This window comes from Phycicoccus sp. CSK15P-2 (assembly GCF_016888005.1).
Lineage (GTDB): Bacteria > Actinomycetota > Actinomycetes > Actinomycetales > Dermatophilaceae > Phycicoccus.
This window is the reverse complement of the sequence record NZ_JAFDVE010000012.1, coordinates 113,646-131,205: the sequence shown is the minus strand read 5'-3', so window position 1 is coordinate 131,205 and position 17,560 is coordinate 113,646. Positions and strand designations below refer to the sequence as shown.

General features: G+C 73.0%; 13 protein-coding genes. 7 read left to right on the top strand and 6 right to left on the bottom strand.

The window, feature by feature from the left end; genetic code table 11:
• Positions 1-83: 83 nt before the first annotated feature.
• Positions 84-719: a TetR/AcrR family transcriptional regulator gene (locus tag JQN72_RS08440; protein ID WP_239100341.1), complete on the bottom strand. Its 636-nt coding sequence runs from the start codon at positions 717-719 to the stop codon at positions 84-86.
• Between the two features lie 102 nt (positions 720-821).
• Here JQN72_RS08440 and JQN72_RS08435 point away from each other — a divergent pair, with 102 nt between their 5' ends.
• The gene (locus tag JQN72_RS08435; RefSeq protein ID WP_204134732.1) at positions 822-1,967 is read left to right on the top strand and encodes an acyl-CoA dehydrogenase family protein; all 1,146 of its coding nucleotides are present in this window, start codon (positions 822-824) and stop codon (positions 1,965-1,967) included.
• A 72-nt stretch (positions 1,968-2,039) separates the two neighbouring features.
• On the opposite strand, the gene JQN72_RS08430 is transcribed toward JQN72_RS08435, so the two are convergent.
• Positions 2,040-3,140, bottom strand: coding sequence for a hypothetical protein (locus JQN72_RS08430; protein ID WP_204134731.1), 1,101 nt, complete (start codon positions 3,138-3,140; stop codon positions 2,040-2,042).
• Positions 3,141-3,206: 66 nt separating this feature from the next.
• Positions 3,207-4,160: a pyridoxal-phosphate dependent enzyme gene (locus tag JQN72_RS08425; RefSeq protein WP_204134730.1), complete on the bottom strand. Its 954-nt coding sequence runs from the start codon at positions 4,158-4,160 to the stop codon at positions 3,207-3,209.
• Between the two features lie 102 nt (positions 4,161-4,262).
• On the opposite strand from JQN72_RS08425, the gene JQN72_RS08420 reads away from it, so the two are divergent.
• From JQN72_RS08420 to treZ, 4 genes are all read left to right on the top strand, one after another.
• Positions 4,263-4,805, top strand: coding sequence for an XRE family transcriptional regulator (locus tag JQN72_RS08420; RefSeq protein WP_239100340.1), 543 nt, complete (start codon positions 4,263-4,265; stop codon positions 4,803-4,805).
• Between the two features lie 137 nt (positions 4,806-4,942).
• Positions 4,943-7,093, top strand: coding sequence for a glycogen debranching protein GlgX (gene glgX / locus JQN72_RS08415; RefSeq protein WP_204134728.1), 2,151 nt, complete (start codon positions 4,943-4,945; stop codon positions 7,091-7,093).
• 5 nt (positions 7,094-7,098) lie between these two features.
• Entirely contained in the window at positions 7,099-9,591 is a 2,493-nt protein-coding gene (gene treY, locus JQN72_RS08410; RefSeq protein ID WP_204134727.1) for a malto-oligosyltrehalose synthase, read from the top strand.
• Complete coding sequence (gene treZ, locus JQN72_RS08405; RefSeq protein WP_204134726.1) at positions 9,588-11,429, top strand: malto-oligosyltrehalose trehalohydrolase; 1,842 nt, start codon at positions 9,588-9,590, stop codon at positions 11,427-11,429. The genes treY and treZ overlap by 4 nt, the downstream gene beginning before the upstream one ends.
• A gap of 37 nt (positions 11,430-11,466) precedes the next feature.
• Here the strand turns inward: treZ and JQN72_RS08400 are convergent, their stop codons facing one another.
• On the bottom strand, positions 11,467-12,447 hold the full coding sequence (locus tag JQN72_RS08400; RefSeq protein ID WP_204134725.1) for an acyl-CoA thioesterase II: 981 nt from the start codon (positions 12,445-12,447) through the stop codon (positions 11,467-11,469).
• 21 nt (positions 12,448-12,468) lie between these two features.
• Positions 12,469-13,941: a PLP-dependent aminotransferase family protein gene (locus JQN72_RS08395; RefSeq protein WP_204134724.1), complete on the bottom strand. Its 1,473-nt coding sequence runs from the start codon at positions 13,939-13,941 to the stop codon at positions 12,469-12,471.
• A 61-nt stretch (positions 13,942-14,002) separates the two neighbouring features.
• Between JQN72_RS08395 and JQN72_RS08390 the strand changes: the two genes are divergently transcribed.
• Positions 14,003-14,725 carry a YitT family protein gene (locus JQN72_RS08390; protein ID WP_204134723.1) on the top strand — a complete coding sequence of 241 codons (723 nt, stop codon included), beginning with the start codon at positions 14,003-14,005 and terminating at the stop codon, positions 14,723-14,725.
• On the opposite strand, the gene JQN72_RS08385 is transcribed toward JQN72_RS08390, so the two are convergent.
• Positions 14,703-16,169: an MFS transporter gene (locus JQN72_RS08385; protein ID WP_307812529.1), complete on the bottom strand. Its 1,467-nt coding sequence runs from the start codon at positions 16,167-16,169 to the stop codon at positions 14,703-14,705. The two genes, JQN72_RS08390 and JQN72_RS08385, sit on opposite strands and share 23 nt — an antisense overlap.
• A 271-nt stretch (positions 16,170-16,440) precedes the next feature.
• Between JQN72_RS08385 and JQN72_RS08380 the strand changes: the two genes are divergently transcribed.
• Complete coding sequence (locus tag JQN72_RS08380) at positions 16,441-17,556, top strand: branched-chain amino acid ABC transporter substrate-binding protein (protein WP_204134722.1); 1,116 nt, start codon at positions 16,441-16,443, stop codon at positions 17,554-17,556.
• Positions 17,557-17,560 lie beyond the last annotated feature (4 nt).

Sequence of the window (17,560 nt, the reverse complement as noted above, 5' to 3'; positions counted from 1 at the left end):
CTCGCAGGGGGGTGGGAACGGCGAGCGCCATCGTATTCGCGGGCCCGCCTCGACGTCCGGGCCTCGCGGCCGGGATCGGCCGATCAGCCCCGTCGGACGAGGCGGACGGCCAGGTCGCCGTAGGACCGCTCGATGGACTCCGGCGTGCGCCGCAGCCCCGGCTGGTACCAGCGGGCGACGTCGATGGCCATGGAGAGGAGGGCGAGGGCCGTCGTGCGGACGTCGTCGACCTCGAACTCGCCGGCCTCGACGCCGGCGCGCAGGATGTCCGCGACGACGGTGTCGATCTCCTTGCGGAGGTCGAGCACCTCGGCCCGGTGCTCGGGGCTGAGGTGCCGGAACTCGAACTGGACGATGCGCCCGAGCTGGTGGTGGTCCGCGTGCCAGCGCGAGAAGCCGCCGATGATGTCGCGCAGCGCGTCGGTGGGGCTCGCGGCCTCGCGGGCGGAGGCGACGAGGGTGTCGCGGGCACGCATGTGGCCGCGGCGGCTCAGCTCGAAGAGGAGGACCTCCTTGGACGAGAAGTGCACGTAGACACCTGCGGGGGAGAGGCCGGCACGGGAGGCGATGTCGCGCGTCGTGGTGGCGCTGAAGCCGTGCTCGGCGAACGCGTCGGCCGCCGCGATCATGATCCGCACCGAGGTGTCGGCGACCTCGGGGGCGCCCATGGGCCGCCCTCCGACGGGCGCCAGGGCGTCGAGAACGGCGCTCTCGCTCATGGGTGGGGTGCTCGGCACGGTTGACAGCATGCCGCACGGAGGTCACACTAAGCAAGCGCTTAGTCATGATGGCGCGTCCGCCACCCAGAGCCGAGGAGCCCCATGCCCCGCAACCTGTACGAGGCCGAGCACGAGGACTTCCGCGCCTCGGTCCAGGAGTTCGTGTCGCGCACGCTCGAGCCCCGCGCCGAGCAGATGCTCGAGGTCAAGTCCGTCGAGCGGGACATCTGGAAGGAGGCCGGGGCGGTCGGCCTCTTCGGCCTCGACATCCCCGAGGAGTTCGGGGGGATGGGCGCCGAGGACTACCGGTTCAACGCGATCGCGGCCGAGGTCATCGCCGGGTTCAACTTCGCGGTGTCGTCCTGCTTCGGCATCCACTCCGACGTCTGCCCGCCGTACATCGTCGACCTCGGCACCCAGGAGCAGAAGGAGCGATGGCTGCCCGGGATGGCCAACGGCGAGCTCATCGCCGCCATCGGGATGACCGAGCCGTCGGGCGGCTCCGACCTCGCCGCGCTGAAGACGACCGCGGTCCGGGACGGGGACGACTGGGTGCTGAACGGCAGCAAGACCTTCATCACGAACGGCTACCAGGCCGACCTCGTGATCGTCGCTGCCCGCACCGACCCCTCGAAGGGGGCCAAGGGCATCACCCTGCTCGTCGTCGAGGAGGGGATGGAGGGCTTCACCCGCGGCGGCAAGCTCGACAAGGTCGGTCAGGAGGAGGCCGACACCTCCGAGCTGTTCTTCGAGGACGTGCGTGTGCCCGACGCCAACCGGCTGGGTGAGGAGGGCATGGGCTTCGTCGCGATGATGCAGCGCCTGCCCCAGGAGCGCATCGGCGCGGCCGTCGCGAACACCGCGCACGCCTTCCAGATCTTCCGGGAGACGGTCGAGTACACCAAGGAGCGCAAGGCGTTCGGCCAGCCGGTCGGCACCTTCCAGCACAACAAGTTCAAGATGGCCGAGCTGCTCACCGAGCTCGAGGTCATCCAGGCCTACGTCGACGACTGCGTCGCGGCGCACACCAAGGGCGAGCTCACGCCGGTGGACGCGGCCAAGGCGAAGTGGTTCAGCGCCCAGGTGCAGAACAAGGTCCTCGACGAGTGCGTCCAGCTGCACGGCGGGTACGGCTTCATGAACGAGTACCGCGTGGCGCGCGCCTGGCGGGACGCCCGGGTCTCGAAGATCTGGGCCGGCTCGAACGAGATCATGAAGGAGCTCATCGGCCGCGACCTCGGCCTCTGAAGCGGCTTCGCCGCGACGACGGCGCTCCCGGGACCCACGGTTCCGGGAGCGCCGTCGTCACGGGCGCGGGTGTCAGGCGTGGCGCACGGCCTCGGTGCCCGCCTGGACGAGCCCGGCGGCACAGGCGTCGGCCGGTACGACCAGCCGTGTCCACTCCCGGCCCAGGATGACGACCGCCGAGCCCAGAGCGCGCACGCTGCGACACTCACGCCACGGGATCTGCGTGCTGCGTCCGTGGCTCTCGAGGACGAAGCCGTCCGAGGCCGGCGTGAGGACGACGGGGTAGGGGTCCGCGCCGCGGGGGAGGAGCTCCTGCCGCACCCGTCGCCGCACGAGGAACGGTCCGGCCCAGCGGACGGCCACGGTGACGACGAAGGTCGCGCTCACGAGGTACGGCGCGGCGCGCTGGACGCCGGGCAGCGCGACGACGAGCAGGGCGAGCAGAGGTGCTGCGACGAAGAGCGGCCTGCGACGGCGCGAGATGAGGTGTGCGGCATCGGCGGACACGCGGTCCGCCAGGTCGGCGTCGACGAGCACGCGTCGTAGTAGCACGGGCTCTTCCGGAGGTGCGTCACGGGCTGGGACCTCGGTCGGGGCCGTCACGTGCTCGGTGACGCCGGCCGATGACGCGGGCGGGCGGGCGGCCTCCATCGACCCCTTCTCGCGTGGAGCGAGGACGGTGTCCGCGAGACGGGAGCGGACGAGGTCCAGGTCGCCGGGCTCCAGCAGGGCCGCCGGGATGCAGACCGGCTCGTCGCCCCCGTCGCTCATCGTGACGAGCAGGTGCCCGCTCGCGTCGTCCAGCCTACGCATCTGTTCGAAAAGGAGGGGGACCTCGCGGCCGGCCGGGCCGAAGCGCAGGCCGTCCTCCTCCAGCTGGAGCGTGACCCGGTCGCCGACGCGCAGGGCTCGCCCGGTGTCCCGTCCACGCAGCATCGTGAACACCAGGGCGACGAGAGGAGAGGCCAGCGCACCCACCAGGAACGCCAGGCGCGTCGGGAGGTCGAGCCCCACGGAGAGGAGGAGGCCGAGGAGCAGGGGTCCGATGACGACGGCGAACACGATGGCGGCCACGCGGCCCTGGCGACGGACCGCGCGCACGCACGACCGCCGGAGGGTGCCGTCCACGACGACCTCTCGGGCTGGTCTGTTCGTCGTCTCCCCCGATGTCACGCCGAGGAGTGTAGGCACATCCGCCGTCTCGTCGCAGGGAGTCGCGGTCGCGTGGCGCTACCGCCGCTACCGCTCGGGGCGGAGCCGCGGCGCGGTCGGGACGTTGGCCCCGGAGAGCACGACGACGGGGTCGGCAGGGGAGAGCCCCGCGACGACCGCGGCCAGCGCCGTCGCCCCACCCGGCTCCACGGCGAGGCGGAGCGTGCTCCACAGCCGGTTCTGCGCCTCGGCGATGTCGTCGTCCCCGACGAGCAGCGTGGTGGAGTCGAGCCGTCGGGCGACCTCGACCGCGATGCCCCCGGCGCGTCGCGCGCCGAGGCTGTCGACCGCGATGCCGCCGACCTCGACGTCCACGGCGCGCCCCGCGTCGAGCGCACGGGTCAGGCTGGGAGCGGTGGCCGGCTCGACCGCGACGACGGGGTTACGCCCCGCGAGCGCGAGGCTCACGCCCGAGAAGAGGCCGCCGCCGCCGCACCCGACGAGGACGGGCCTGCCGGGCTCCACCTGCTCGGCGAGCTCCCGCCCCAGGGTGCTCTGGCCGGCGACGACCGCCGGCGCGTCGTAGGCGTCCACGTGGTGGGCGCCGTGCCGGTCCGCGTGGGCCAGGCTGGCCGCCAGCGCGTCGGCGTAGAACCCGTCGACGCGGTGCAGCGTCGCCCCGTACTCCTCGACGAGCCGGGCCTTGGCCTCGGGGACGGACGCGGGGACGAACACATGCGCCGGGAGGCCCGCCTGCGCGGCCGCCCACGCCACGGCCGCGCCGTGGTTGCCCCCGGAGGCGGCGCTGACCGACGTGGTGCCGACCGGCGCCGTGAGCACGGCGTTCAGCGCACCACGCGCCTTGAACGACCCGGTGTGCTGGAGGGTCTCGACCTTGAGCGCCACTGCGGACTCGCAGAGCTCACCCCCGGGCAGCGCCAGGATCGGCGTCCACCGCACCCGGCCGGCCAGCCGTTCGGTGGCCGCGGTGAGCTCGGCGGGCTCCGGGACCACGGGGGCCGCGTCCGTCGTGGGCTTCATGGCATGTCCTTCCGGACCGGACTCGCATCGTCGGGGACGACAGTGGTTCGATATAGTGAACGAATGTTTGACATAGCAAACGATAGCCCGACGGGCGCCTCGTTGTCAGCCGCCATCGCCGCCCAGGTCCGGGTGCGGCGTACGCAGCGCGGGCTGAGCGCGGCCGAGCTCGCCCGTCAGGCAGGGCTCAGCAAGGCGACCGTCTCCGCCCTCGAGGCGGGGCGGGCCAACCCCACGGTGGACACCCTCGACGCCGTCGCGCTGGCGCTGCGCATCCCACTGACCGACCTCCTGACCCGCGGCACGGACCCCGGGCCGGTCCTGCTGCGGGGCACCGCCATGCCCGACGAAGGGCCGGCGCGCGAGATGCTGCGCCGCATCGGCGGTGGGCGCAGCGTCGAGCTCTGGCGGCTGCGGCTCCCGCCGCGCACGCAGGTGGACGGCGTCGCCCACTCGCCCGGGACCACGGAGATCCTCCTCGTCGCCGACGGCTCCGTGACGGCCGGCCCGGCGGCCGAGCCGGCCGAGCTCTCCGCCGGTGATCTCCTCGCCTTCGCGGGGGACCAGGCGCACCTCTACCGCAGCGGCGGTGACCCGGCGGAGGTCGCCATGCTCATCGCCTCCCCGGTGCCCGGCACGTCCTGACCGGCCGAACGGACCGACCCGCCGCCCGCGGGCAAGGTCGTGACACCCCGGGCGGGTAGGTTGGGGGCCGCGCGCGGCCATCCCCGCGCCGCCGGCAGCGTCGCTGGCCAGCAGCGATACCCCATGGAAGGCGAGCAGTGGAGATCTGGCCCGGCACGGCGTACCCCCTCGGTGCCACCTATGACGGCAGCGGCGTCAACTTCGCCCTGTTCAGCGAAGTCGCCGAGCGGGTCGAGCTGTGCCTCGTCGACGACGAGGGCGTCGAGACCCGGGTCGAGCTCCCCGAGGTCGACGGCTTCGTCTGGCACGGGTACGTCCCCGGGATGCAGCCCGGACAGCGGTACGGCTACCGCGTCCACGGGCCGTACGACCCGCGGAACGGGCACCGGTGCGACCCGAGCAAGCTCCTCCTCGACCCCTACGCCAAGGCGGTCGAGGGGCAGGTGAGCAACGACCAGGCCCTGTTCAGCTACCAGTTCTCCAACCCGAGGAAGCGCAACACCCAGGACAGCCTCGGGAAGACGATGCTCGGCGTCGTGACGAACCCGTACTTCGACTGGGGCCACGACCGCCCGCCGCGTCACGAGTACCACGAGAGCGTCATCTACGAGGCCCACGTCAAGGGGCTGACGATGACCCACCCGGAGATCCCGGAGGACATCCGCGGCACGTACGCGGCCATCGGCCACCCCGCGGTCATCGAGCACCTCGGCGAGCTCGGCGTCACGGCCCTCGAGCTCATGCCGGTGCACCAGTACGTCCAGGACACCTCGCTGCAGGCCAAGGGCCTGACCAACTACTGGGGCTACAACACGATCGGTTTCCTCGCCCCGCACAACGGCTACGCGCGCTCCGACGGCGGCGAGCAGGTCACCGAGTTCAAGGCGATGGTCAAGGCGCTGCACGAGGCGAACATCGAGGTCATCCTCGACGTCGTCTACAACCACACCGCCGAGGGCAACGAGCTCGGCCCCACCATCTGCTTCCGCGGCATCGACAACGCGGCGTACTACCGCCTCGTCGACGACGCCAAGGAGCACTACTACGACACGACGGGCACGGGCAACAGCCTCCTCATGCGCAACCCGCACGTCCTGCAGCTCATCATGGACTCGCTGCGCTACTGGGTCACCGAGATGCACGTCGACGGCTTCCGCTTCGACCTCGCGGCCACCCTGGCCCGCCAGTTCCACGAGGTCGACAAGCTCTCCGCCTTCTTCGACCTCATCCAGCAGGACCCCGTGATCTCGCAGGTCAAGCTCATCGCCGAGCCCTGGGACGTCGGCGACGGCGGCTACCAGGTCGGTGGCTTCCCCCCGCTGTGGACCGAGTGGAACGGCCAGTACCGCGACACCGTGCGCGACTTCTGGCGGGGCGAGCCGAGCACCCTCGGGGAGTTCGCCTCGCGGCTCACGGGGTCCAGCGACCTCTACGAGCACAGCGGGCGCAAGCCGATCGCCTCGATCAACTTCGTCACGGCCCACGACGGCTTCACACTGCGCGACCTGGTGTCGTACAACGAGAAGCACAACGAGGCCAACGGCGAGGACGGTCGGGACGGCGAGAGCCACAACCGCTCGTGGAACTGCGGGGTCGAGGGGGCCACCGACGACCTCGACGTCCTCGCGCTCCGCGCGCGCCAGCAGCGCAACTTCCTCACGACGCTCCTGCTCAGCCAGGGGGTGCCGATGCTCGCGCACGGCGACGAGATCGGCCGGAGCCAGGGCGGCAACAACAACGTCTACTGCCAGGACAACGAGACGGCGTGGATGGACTGGGACCTCACCGAGGAGCAGCGAGACCTCTACGCGTTCACCGCCGCGGTCGCGCGGCTGCGGCACGAGCACCCCGTCTTCCGTCGCCGACGGTTCTTCGCCGGGAGCGCCGACCACGGGGGCCAGTCCGACATGGGGGACATCGCCTGGCTCCACCCGAGCGGCGAGGCGATGACCGAGGAGGACTGGTCCGACGGAGCGGCCCGCGCGATGACCGTCTTCCTCAACGGCGAGGGCATCCCCGGCCCGGACACCCGCGGCCGGCGGGTCCTCGACGACGACTTCCTCGTCCTGTTCAACGCCGACCACGAGGAGCACCACTTCGTCCTGCCACCCGTCGAGTGGGGCGAGCGGTGGTGCACCGAGATCGACACCGCGGCCGCCACCGTCGGGCCCGAGTGGCACGAGGCCGGGAAGACCGTCCACGTGGCCGGTCGGTCGGTCATCGTCCTGCGTAACCCGCGGGAGATCCTGACCCCCGCGTCGGGAGCGGCCGGCGCGACCCGGAGCTGACGAGGATGGAGACCCACCGCCCCGACCCCGCCCGGGTCGTCCCGACGGCCACCTACCGCCTGCAGATCCACGGCGGCTTCGACTTCGACGCCGCGGCCGAGCAGGTGCCCTACCTCGCCGACCTCGGCGTCTCGCACGTCTACCTCTCGCCGGTGCTCCAGCCCGCCCCGGGCTCCACGCACGGCTACGACGTCCTCGACCACACCCGGATCAACGTCGAGGCCGGCGGTCGCGGCGCCTTCGAACGACTGGTCGAGGCCTGCCGCGAGCACGGCCTCGGCATCGTCGTGGACGTCGTCCCCAACCACATGGCGGTGCCGTCCCCCGAGCACCTCAACGCGCCCTTCTGGTCCCTGCTGCGCGAGGGCGCCCGCTCGCCGTACGCGGGCTGGTTCGACGTCGACTGGCTCGCCGAGGACGACCGCCTCCTCATGCCGGTGCTCGGCGGGACCGTCGAGCAGGTGCTCGGGCGGGGCGAGCTGACCCTCGCCGAGGACGGCGGCCCGAGCGGCACCGACGTCGTGCTGCGCTACTACGACCACGAGTTCCCCGTGGCGCCCGGCACCGAGGGGCTGCCGCTCCCCGAGCTCGTCGACGCCCAGGCGTACCGGCTGTCCAGCTGGCGCGAGGGCGACGCCCTCAACTACCGACGCTTCTTCGACGTCACCTCGCTCGTCGCGGTGCGGGTCGAGGACCCCGTCGTGTTCACGGCGACGCACGCGCTGCTGCTCGCCCTGCACGGGCACGGCGAGGTCGACGGCTTCCGCATCGACCACCCGGACGGCCTCGCCGACCCCGGCGGCTACCTCGAGCGGCTCGCCGACTCCACGGGCGACGCGTGGGTCGTCGTCGAGAAGATCCTCGAGGGCGAGGAGCGGCTGCCCGAGTCGTGGCGCTGCTCGGGCACGACCGGGTACGACGCGCTGCTGCGGGTCCAGCAGGTGCTCACCCCGCCGGACGCCACGGGGACGCTCGACCGGCTGTGGGCGGACGTCGCCCCGGGGATGACCGACCTCGGCACGGTCGTCACCGAGAGCAAGCGGCTCGTCGTCGACGACGTCCAGGCCGCCGAGGTCGACCGGCTCATGCGGCTGGCGCACCGGGTGCTACCGGGCGAGGACGCCGCGGCGCTGCGCCGTGGCCTTGAGGCGCTGCTCGTCTCGATGGACCGCTACCGGGCGTACGTCGTCCCGGGGCGTGGTGTCGACCCCGAGCAGGCCGAGGTCGTCGACGCCGCCGCGGAGCGGGCGCGCGGCATCCTCGCCCCGAGCGACCACGACGCGCTCGAGGTCGTCGTCCGGCTCGTCCTGGACCGTGAGCTCCCCGAGGCGGTCGTCGACTCCGGCCGAGTGGCGGACGAGCTCCGGGTCCGCTTCCAGCAGACGTGCGGCCCGGTCATGGCCAAGGGCATCGAGGACACCGCCTTCTACCGCTGGTTCCGGCTCGCCGGGGCGAACGAGGTCGGCGGGCACCCCGAGGACCTGTCGATCGACGCCGACGCCTTCCACGCGTGGTGCTCGCGCCAGCAGAGCGAGTGGCCGACGTCGATGACGACGCTCACGACGCACGACGCGAAGCGCTCGGAGGACACCCGGGCCCGGCTCATGGTGCTCGCCGAGGACGCACCCGGATGGGAGCGCTGGCTCGCCCGGGCGCGTGAGCTCGCCGACCCCTATCGCACCGCGCGCGTCGACGGCCCCACCGAGTACCTCGTGTGGCAGACGCTCGTCGGGACCTGGCCGGTGTCCGGCGCGCGGCTCGAGGAGTACCTGCTCAAGGCCGTGCGCGAGGCCAAGGTGCACACCGCATGGGTGGACGGCGACTCCGCCTACGAGGACGAGGTCGTCACGTTCGCCCGGTCGGTCGGTCGCGACCTCGCGGTGCACGAGCACCTCGACGCCTGGACCGAGCCGCACGAGCCGGCGGTGCGGGCGAACATCCTCGGGCAGAAGCTGCTCCAGCTGACGATGCCGGGGGTCCCGGACGTCTACCAGGGATGCGAGATCGGCCTCCTCGCCCTGGTCGACCCCGACAACCGTCGCCCCGTCGACTGGGCCGACCGTGCCGAGCGGCTCCACCGCGTGCTCGACGACGAGCCGTGCTTCGATCTCGACGACGACAAGATGCGGGTCACTGCGCTCGCCCTCCGGCTGCGGCGCGAGCACCCGGAGTGGTTCGTCGGTCCCGAGGCGGGCTACCTCCCGCTCGGGACGGACAGCCCGCACGCGCTCGCGTTCGCCCGCGGCGACGCGTCCGGCCCGGCGGTCGTCACGGTCGCCACCCGGGGGGCCGGTCGGCTCGCGCAGGCCGGTGGCTTCGGAGAGGCCCGGGTGGCCGTTCCCGAAGGCCGGTGGCTCGACCTCCTCGGCTCGCGCCCGGTGGCCTCGGGCGCGGACGGTGTCGCGTTGGCCGACCTCCTGGCCGACCGGCCCGTCGCGCTGCTCGTGCGGGCGGACAGCTCGGCGTCCGACGAGACGGGGCAGGGGCATCCGTCGTGAGCACACGGACGATCGAGGTCTGGGCGCCGATCCCGGAGCGGCTCGAGATCGAGTGGTCCCGGGTGCAGGGCCCGACGCCGTCGTCGGACGACGCCCGGCGCGAGCCGATGACACCGGTCGGGGACGGATGGTGGCGCTGGGACGTGCCGGACGGGGTCGACGAGGTCGACTACGCCTTCGTCCTCGACGGTGCCGACCCGCCCCTGCCGGACCCGCGCAGCGCGTGGCAGCCGGGCAGCGTGCACGGTCCCAGCCGCACCATCGACACCGACGCCTTCCGCTGGACCGACGACGCCTGGCGCGGGCCTCGTGACGGCGCGGGAGTGCTGGGCGCCTTGCTCTACGAGCTCCACGTCGGCACCTTCACCCCGGAGGGCACCTTCGACGCCGCGGCCGAGCGCCTCGACCACCTCGTCGACCTCGGCGTCGACGTCGTCGAGGTGATGCCGGTCGCCGCGTTCCCCACCGACCGCGGCTGGGGGTACGACGGCGTCGGCCTCTACGCCGTCCAGGACTCGTACGGCGGTCCGGCGGCGTTCGCGCGGTTCGTCGACGCCTGCCACGCGCGGGGCATCGGCGTCTGCCTCGACGTCGTGCACAACCACCTCGGGGCGAGCGGGAACTACCTGGCGCGCTACGGCCCGTACTTCACGCAGGCCCACGAGACGCCCTGGGGCGCGGCGGTCAACCTCGACCACGACGGCGCCGGGCCGGTTCGGGAGTTCCTCGTCGGGAACGTCCTGCGGTGGTTCCGGGACTTCCACGTCGACGCCCTGCGTCTCGACGCCGTGCACGAGCTCAAGGACGACTCGCCCCGGCACTACCTCGCCGAGCTCTCGGACGCCGTCGCCGACCTCGCCGAGGAGCTGGGCCGGCCGCTCGCGCTCGTCGCCGAGTCCGACCTCAACGACACCTCGATGGTGACGCCCACGGCGGAGGGCGGCCGGGGCATGACGGCGCAGTGGGACGACGACATCCACCACGCCCTGCACGTGACGCTCACCGGGGAGACCCAGGGCTACTACACGGACTTCGCCGGCACGGAGGGCACGCCCGAGTCCGGGCCGCTCGCCGTCCTCGCCAAGGTGCTGACGCACGGGTTCCTCCACGACGGCTCGTGGTCCAGCTTCCGCGACCGCACCTGGGGTGCCCCCGTCGACCGTCCTGGCCTCGACGCCCGCCGTCTCCTGGGGTACCTCCAGACCCACGACCAGGTGGGCAACCGCGCGACGGGAGAGCGCATCTCGGCGCTCGTCGCCGACCCCGCCCTCCAGGCCGCCGGCGCCGCGCTGTACCTCCTCGCCCCGACGACGCCGATGCTCTTCATGGGCGAGGAGTGGGCCGCCTCCACGCCGTGGCAGTTCTTCACGAGCTTCGCCGAGGACTGGCTCGCCGAGGCCGTCCGGGAGGGCCGCAGGGCCGAGTTCGGCTCGCACGGCTGGTCCGCCGAGGACGTCCCGGACCCCCAGGACCCGGAGACCCGCCACCGCTCCGTCCTCGACTGGGCCGAGCCGGACGTGCCGGCCCATGCACGGATGCTGGCCTGGTACCGCGACCTCGTCGCGCTGCGGCGCCGGCTCGTCGGCCCCGGCCCGACGCGGCTCACCGACGTCGACGTCCGCGTCGACGAGCACGCCCGGTGGGTCGTCGTCCGGCACACGCCCCGCGAGGGGACGCCGTTCGCGGTCGTCGCGACCCTGGACGCCGGAGCCGAGGTTCCCGTGGAGGGCGTCGGGGACCTCCTCCTCGCCTGGGACCCGGACGACACCCGGTCCGGCGACGGGGTCGTCGCACACCGTGACCGATCCGTGTCCGTCGTCACCCTGGTGCTCGACTGAACGACGGCGAGGTGGTCACGGCCGGCGCGGCGGGGGGTCAGTCCTGACGGACGGGGCCGCCGGAGACCTCGGGCGGGACCCGGACCATCCCCTCCTGGGCGACGGTCGCGAGCAGGACGCCGTCGGCGGAGAACATCCGGCCCAGGCCGAGGCCCCGTCCGCTCTGCCCCGACGGCGACTCCTGCGCGTAGAGCACCCACTCGTCCGCCCGCGCGGAGCGGTGGAACCACATCGCATGGTCGAGGCTGGCCATCTTCAGCCCCGGCGTGGTCCAGGGCAGGTCGTGCCGGCGGAGGATCGGCTCGAGCAGGCTGTAGTCGGACGCGTAGGCGAGGACGGCGTCGTGGACGAGCGGGTCGTCGGGGAGGCGCCCCACGGCGCGTAGCCACACGTGCTGGCGCGCGACTGCCTCGGCCGGAGGCCCGACGTAGAGGTTGCCCTCCACGTGGCGGAGCTCGATCGCGCGCCGTGACAGGTGCCGGGCCCGCGGGTCGTCGACCCCCTCGAACGCCTCGGCCAGGGACGGCACGGTCTCGGGCCCGGGGACCTCGGGTGCGGTGTCCTGGTGGTCGAGCCCGCCGTCCGGGACCTGGAACGAGGCACTCATCGACAGGATCGGCTTGCCGCGCTGGATGGCGTGGACCCGGCGGGTGGAGAACGAGCGCCCGTCGCGCATCCGCTCGACGCTGAAGGTGATGGGCTGGGTGTCGTCCCCGGGGCGCATGAAATACGCGTGGATCGAGTGCAGCCGCCGGCTGTCGTCGACGGTGCGCCCCGACGCGACGACGCCCTGGGCGAGCACCTGGCCGCCGAACACGCGCCCGTGTGGCTGCTTCTGGCTCTGGCCGCGGAAGAGCGTGATGTCCTCGGCGAAGGTCTCGGGCAGCGGGACGCCGGGTGCCTCCGCGCCGGCCCGCGGCTGGACGGTGACGTGCGCCGACCCGAGCTCCTCGAGGTCGAGCGTGTGCAGCAGGTCGTCCAGGGGGTCGGGTCGGTCGGCAGTCACGGGCGCAACCATAGTCACGGCCCGTGTGGGACCTCAGGCGACGATCGGACACCGCTCCGAAGCAGCCGCTCGTCCGGCGCGCGGGCCCGGCCGGTCGGTGCCGCGGACCCGCGCCGCCGCCCGGGCCAGGCGGACCACGGCCTCGGTCATCTCGGCGGGTGGGAGCACGTACGGCAGCCGGAGCCAGCCGTCGAGCCCGCCGTGCACCGCGAACCTCGGGCCGGCGGCGACGACCAGCCCTTCGTCCGCGGCCGCGTGGGCGAGCGCGGAGCCGCTGAGGTCGTCCGGGAGGCGGCACCAGAGTGTCAGGCCACCGCGCGGGACGCGGACCACCAGGTCGGGCAGGTGCGTGCCCAGCGCAGCGACGAGGGCGTCCCGTGACGCGCGCAGGTCGTCCCGGTGCTCGGGCGTGGGGCCCGGGGACACCCGCAGCAGCTCGGCGAGGACCAGCTGCTCGAGCACGGGGGCGCCGAGGTCGCTCAGCACCTTGGCGTCGACGAACCGTGCGCTCTCGCCCGGGGGGACGCGCAGCCACCCGACGCGCAGGCCGCCCCAGTGCGACTTGGAGGCGCCGCCGACCGTCACGGCCCGCGGGGCGTGGGCGGCGAACGGCAGAGGGAGCGCGCCCGGCCCGCCGAGGTCCATCTCGGCGATGGTCTCGTCGACGACCGTCACGGTCCCGCTCCGCACGAGCGCGGACGCCAGGCGGCGCCGCCCGTCGTCGTCGAGCAGCGCGCCCGTCGGGTTGTGGAAGTCCGGGATGAGGAACGCCGCGCGAGCCCCGGTCCGGGCGACCGTGGCCGTGGCCTCGTCGAGGTCCCACCCGTCGCGCGGGTCCACCGGCACCGTCGTGAGCCGGGCGCCGGCGTCGCGCAGCATCGTGACCGTGTTCGGGTACGAGGGCTCCTCGACGAGCACCCGGTCGCCGCGCCCCACGAGCGTCCGGACGGCGATGCCGAGCGCGGTGAGCGACCCCGAGGTGACGATGACCTGGTCGGGCGTCGTCGGCGCACCCCGCTCCGTGTAGCGACGGGCGACCAGCTCGCGCAGCTCGGGTACTCCCACGGTCAGGTACCCCGGCCCGGCCAGGTAGCCGGGTAGCCGTTCGAGGGCGCGCTCGTAGGCGTCGAGGGCGCCGGCCGGGGCACGGGTGGCGGCGCAGGTGAGGTCGATCGCGCCCTCGGGGACCATCGCGTGGAAGATCGGGCCGCCCGCCCGGTGGTGCGTTCCGTGGGGGAGGGCCGCCAGCGTTCCGCTACCGCGCCGTGAGTCGAGGTACCCGGCCTCACGCAGGACGTCGTAGGCGCGAGAGACGGTGGTCCGGCTCAGCCCGAGGGCGGTGGTGAGGTCCCGCTCGCTGGGGAGCCGGGCTCCGACGGGGACCCGACCGTCGGCGATGGCGCGCCGGAGCGAGTCGGCGAGCGTCCGGTAGGCGGGCCGCTCCTGCGAGAGGTCACCGACGAGACGGGCGAGCCGGGGGGCGCCGACCAGCTGGGTGGCGGACATGGGGCCACTGTCCCAGAAGTGGCCCTCGATTTCCAGACCACTTCTGTCGGACGATGAGGCCATGACACCGCTCGATCTCGTCCGGCGAGGCGCCGGACGTCGTGTGCCGCTCGTCCCGATGACCCCGCGCCAGCAGCTGCGCGCCGGCCGCCTGCCGCGCCGCGTCGGGCAGCTGCTCGTGGGGCTCGTGCTGTTCGGGGCGACGATGGCTCTCCTCGTCCGGGCGGTCCTCGGCCTCGAGCCCTGGGGCGTGCTCACCTACGGGCTGACCCTGCACATCCCCATGAGCTACGGGCAGATGGTCGTCGCGTCGTCGTTCGTCATCCTGCTCCTCTGGGTCCCGTTGCGGCAGTGGCCCGGGCTCGGGACGGTGCTCAACGCGGTCGTCGTCGGGCTCGCGACGGACGCGACCCTCGCGCTCGTCCCACCGGTCGACTCCCTCGGGTGGCGGGTCGGGCTGCTGGTCGTCGGGGTCGTCGGCAACGGGATCGCGGGGGCGCTGTACATCGGCGCGCAGCTCGGACCCGGTCCCCGGGATGGCCTCATGACCGGGCTGGCGCACCGCACGGGCCGCTCGATCCGGCTGGTGCGGACCTCGCTGGAGGTGACGGTCGTCGTGGTCGGCTGGACGATCGGTGGTGTCGTCGGTCTCGGCACGCTGGCGTACGCGCTGCTCATCGGCCCCGTGGTGCAGGCCTTCCTCCCCGTGCTCACCGTGCCCGTCGACCCGCCTGCCCGACCCGCCGGGCCGGCCGGCGCGGTCAGTGGGTGCCCGACGCCGTGAGGGTCTCGGGCTCGTGGCGCCAGGACCACACGGCGGCGCACAGAGCACTGCCCAGGAGGACGAGCGAGACCCCGAGCGCCCAGCGCAGCGCCGTCCCCGGGTCATCGGTGGCCGAGACCGCGACCTGGTAGGCCGTCATCAGGACAGCCGCCCCGATCGCTGCGCCGATCCGCTGGCCCATCTGCAGCGCGCCTCCGGCGGCCCCGCCCATCCGCGTCGGGACCTGGTCGAGGGACAACGTGATGTTGGGTGACACGACGGCACCGCCGCCGAGGCCGGCGACGAGAAGAGGGACGGACAGGAGGAGCCACAGGTGCGGGCTGCGCTCCGCGGCGGGGACGACGAGTGCGACGGCGAGCACGCCGAGCATCATCACGGCGAGGGAGGCCACCGTGAGCCGCCGGCCGACCCGGCTGACGAGCCGGCCGGCCAACGGGGACGCCACCGCGGACCCCACGGCGAACGGCGTGAGCAGCAGCCCCGCGACGAGGGGCGACCGGCCGATGCCGTCCTGGAGGTAGACGCTGAGCACGAGGAAGACGCCCGTGAAGCCGGTGAAGTAGAGGCTCCCCACGAGGATGCCGCTCGCGTACCCCGGAGTCCCGCGCAGGAGCCCGAGGTCGAGCAGTGGCGCGCCGTGGGAGCGCACGACGTGCCGTTCCCACCGGACGAACGCCAGGCCCAGCACCGGGACGAGGACGAGGAGTGCCAGCGGCAGGCGCTGACCCGACTCGAGCGCGACGACCGGGTAGAGGAGGGTGAGCACGGCCAGACCGAGCAGGACCGCGCCGACGAGGTCGAGCCGGCTGTCCGGTGGCCCGTCGGACGGCTGTCGGCCCGGGACGAGGCGCGCGATCGCCACGAGCAGCACCGCGCCGATGGGGACGTTGACGAGGAAGATCCAGCGCCAGCCGCGGTCCTCGCCGAACGCGGCGATGAGCGCTCCTCCCAGGACCGGCCCGATGGCCGACGACACCGAGACGGTGAGACCGAAGAGCCCGAACGCGACCCCGCGCTCCGGACCGCGGAACAGCGACTGGATGAGCCCGGAGCTCTGCGGGGTGAGCAGCCCGGCGGACAGCCCCTGCACGAGCCGGGCGGCGACGAGGACGACGACGCTCGGGGCGAGTCCGGCCGCGGCGGAGGACAGCACGAACCCCGCGAGGCCGATCAGCATCATCCGGCGCCGTCCGTGGGCGTCACCGAGCCGTCCACCCGTGACGAGCATGAGCCCGAGGGCGAGGGCGTAGCCCGAGACCACCCACTGGATGGCTCCGGCGCCGGTGCCGAGGCCCTCGCGCATCGAAGGGATGGCGACGTTGACGATGGTGACGTCGAGCAGCACCATGAAGCCGACCGTCAGGGTGACCCCGAGGACACGCCACCGGTCGGGGTCGGGGCGTTCCTCCTCACGCTCGGCGCGTTGCTCGGTCTCCTGGGTCACCCGGTCACGCTACGTGGTCCGTCGTGCCCGTTGACCTGCGGCTCCCCGCTGACGAGGCGCTCGTCCCGGGTGTGCGGGACGTCGCGGAACCGACGGATGGCGTCGGCGGGTCGTCATTCGGGTCGGTGATGTGCCAAATGGCCCTGGACGCGGCGGTCCATCGGTTAGGTTCCGGCCGACCCATCGGTGCGCGCGACGTCGCGCGACCGACCCGTCTCTCGCATCACTCGGAGGGCAGTTGAACCCCACCACTCGTACCCGTCGCCTCGCCATGACAACGTTGTCAGCCGGCCTCGTCCTCGCGGGATGTGGCACCGGCACCGACGACACGGTCGCCCCGGCCGCCACGGAGGTCGGCGTCTGCACCGAGCAGAACCTCGCCTTCCTCGGTGCCCTCTCGGGGGACGCCGGTGTGCTCGGCGACAACATGGCGAACGGTGTCCAGCTCGCGATCGACGAGTACAACGAGACCGCCACCTGCAAGGTCGGCCTCAAGAAGTTCGACAGCCAGGGCGACCCGGAGAAGGCCCCGGACCTCGCGGCCCAGATCGTCTTCGACTCGACGATCGTCGGCCTCGTCGGTCCCGGCTTCTCGGGTGAGTCGCTCGCGACCGGAGCGGTGCTGTTCGAGGCCGGCCTGCCGTCGATCTCACCCTCGGCGACCAACGTGACCATCACCCAGCAGGGCTGGACCACGTGGCACCGGGTCATCGGCAACGACTTCGCGCAGGGCAAGGCGGATGCCGTGTACCTCACGCAGATGGTCGGCGCCGAGCGGGTGTACATCGTCGACGACGGTCAGGACTACAGCAAGGGCCTGGCCACGGTGGTCGAGAACTCGGTCGGTAATGCCGGCGTCGGGCACGGCGAGATCGAGCCCGAGCAGAAGGACATGTCCGACGTCGTCGAGGCGGTCACGGATGCCGAGGCCGACGCCGTGTTCTACGGCGGGTACTACACCGAGGCCGGACGGCTCGTGAAGCAGCTGCGCGAGGCCGGATGGAAGGGCGCCTTCATGTCCGGTGACGGCGCCGAGGACCCCGCGTTCGTGGAGATCGCGGGCGAGGCCGGTGAGGGCGCCGTGCTCTCGGCCCCTGCGGCCCCCGCGCCGAAGCACTTCGCCGAGAAGTTCGAGCAGGCGACGGGCATCGAGGCGGGGCTTTACACGACCCAGGCGTACGACGCGGCGAACATCTTCCTCGCCGCGCTGGCGGCCGGGAAGAGCGAGCCCGCGGACATCAACATGTTCATCGGCGCGTACCAGGGTGATGGCGTGAGCGGCCCGATCTCCTTCGACGCGGCCGGTGACATCGCCTCGTCACTGATCTACGCGTACCACGTCAGGGACGGCGAGCTCGACACGGAGAACCCCGACCCCATCAAGTGACCGT

Coding starts and splice junctions, on each gene's coding strand:
- JQN72_RS08440 (WP_239100341.1), bottom strand. CDS start 719: ATGAGCGAGAGCGCCGTTCTCGACGCCCTGGCGCCCGTCGGAGGGCGG.
- JQN72_RS08435 (WP_204134732.1), top strand. CDS start 822: ATGCCCCGCAACCTGTACGAGGCCGAGCACGAGGACTTCCGCGCCTCG.
- JQN72_RS08425 (WP_204134730.1), bottom strand. CDS start 4,160: ATGAAGCCCACGACGGACGCGGCCCCCGTGGTCCCGGAGCCCGCCGAG.
- treY (WP_204134727.1), top strand. CDS start 7,099: ATGGAGACCCACCGCCCCGACCCCGCCCGGGTCGTCCCGACGGCCACC.
- JQN72_RS08400 (WP_204134725.1), bottom strand. CDS start 12,447: ATGGTTGCGCCCGTGACTGCCGACCGACCCGACCCCCTGGACGACCTG.
- JQN72_RS08395 (WP_204134724.1), bottom strand. CDS start 13,941: ATGTCCGCCACCCAGCTGGTCGGCGCCCCCCGGCTCGCCCGTCTCGTC.
- JQN72_RS08390 (WP_204134723.1), top strand. CDS start 14,003: ATGACACCGCTCGATCTCGTCCGGCGAGGCGCCGGACGTCGTGTGCCG.
- JQN72_RS08380 (WP_204134722.1), top strand. CDS start 16,441: ATGACAACGTTGTCAGCCGGCCTCGTCCTCGCGGGATGTGGCACCGGC.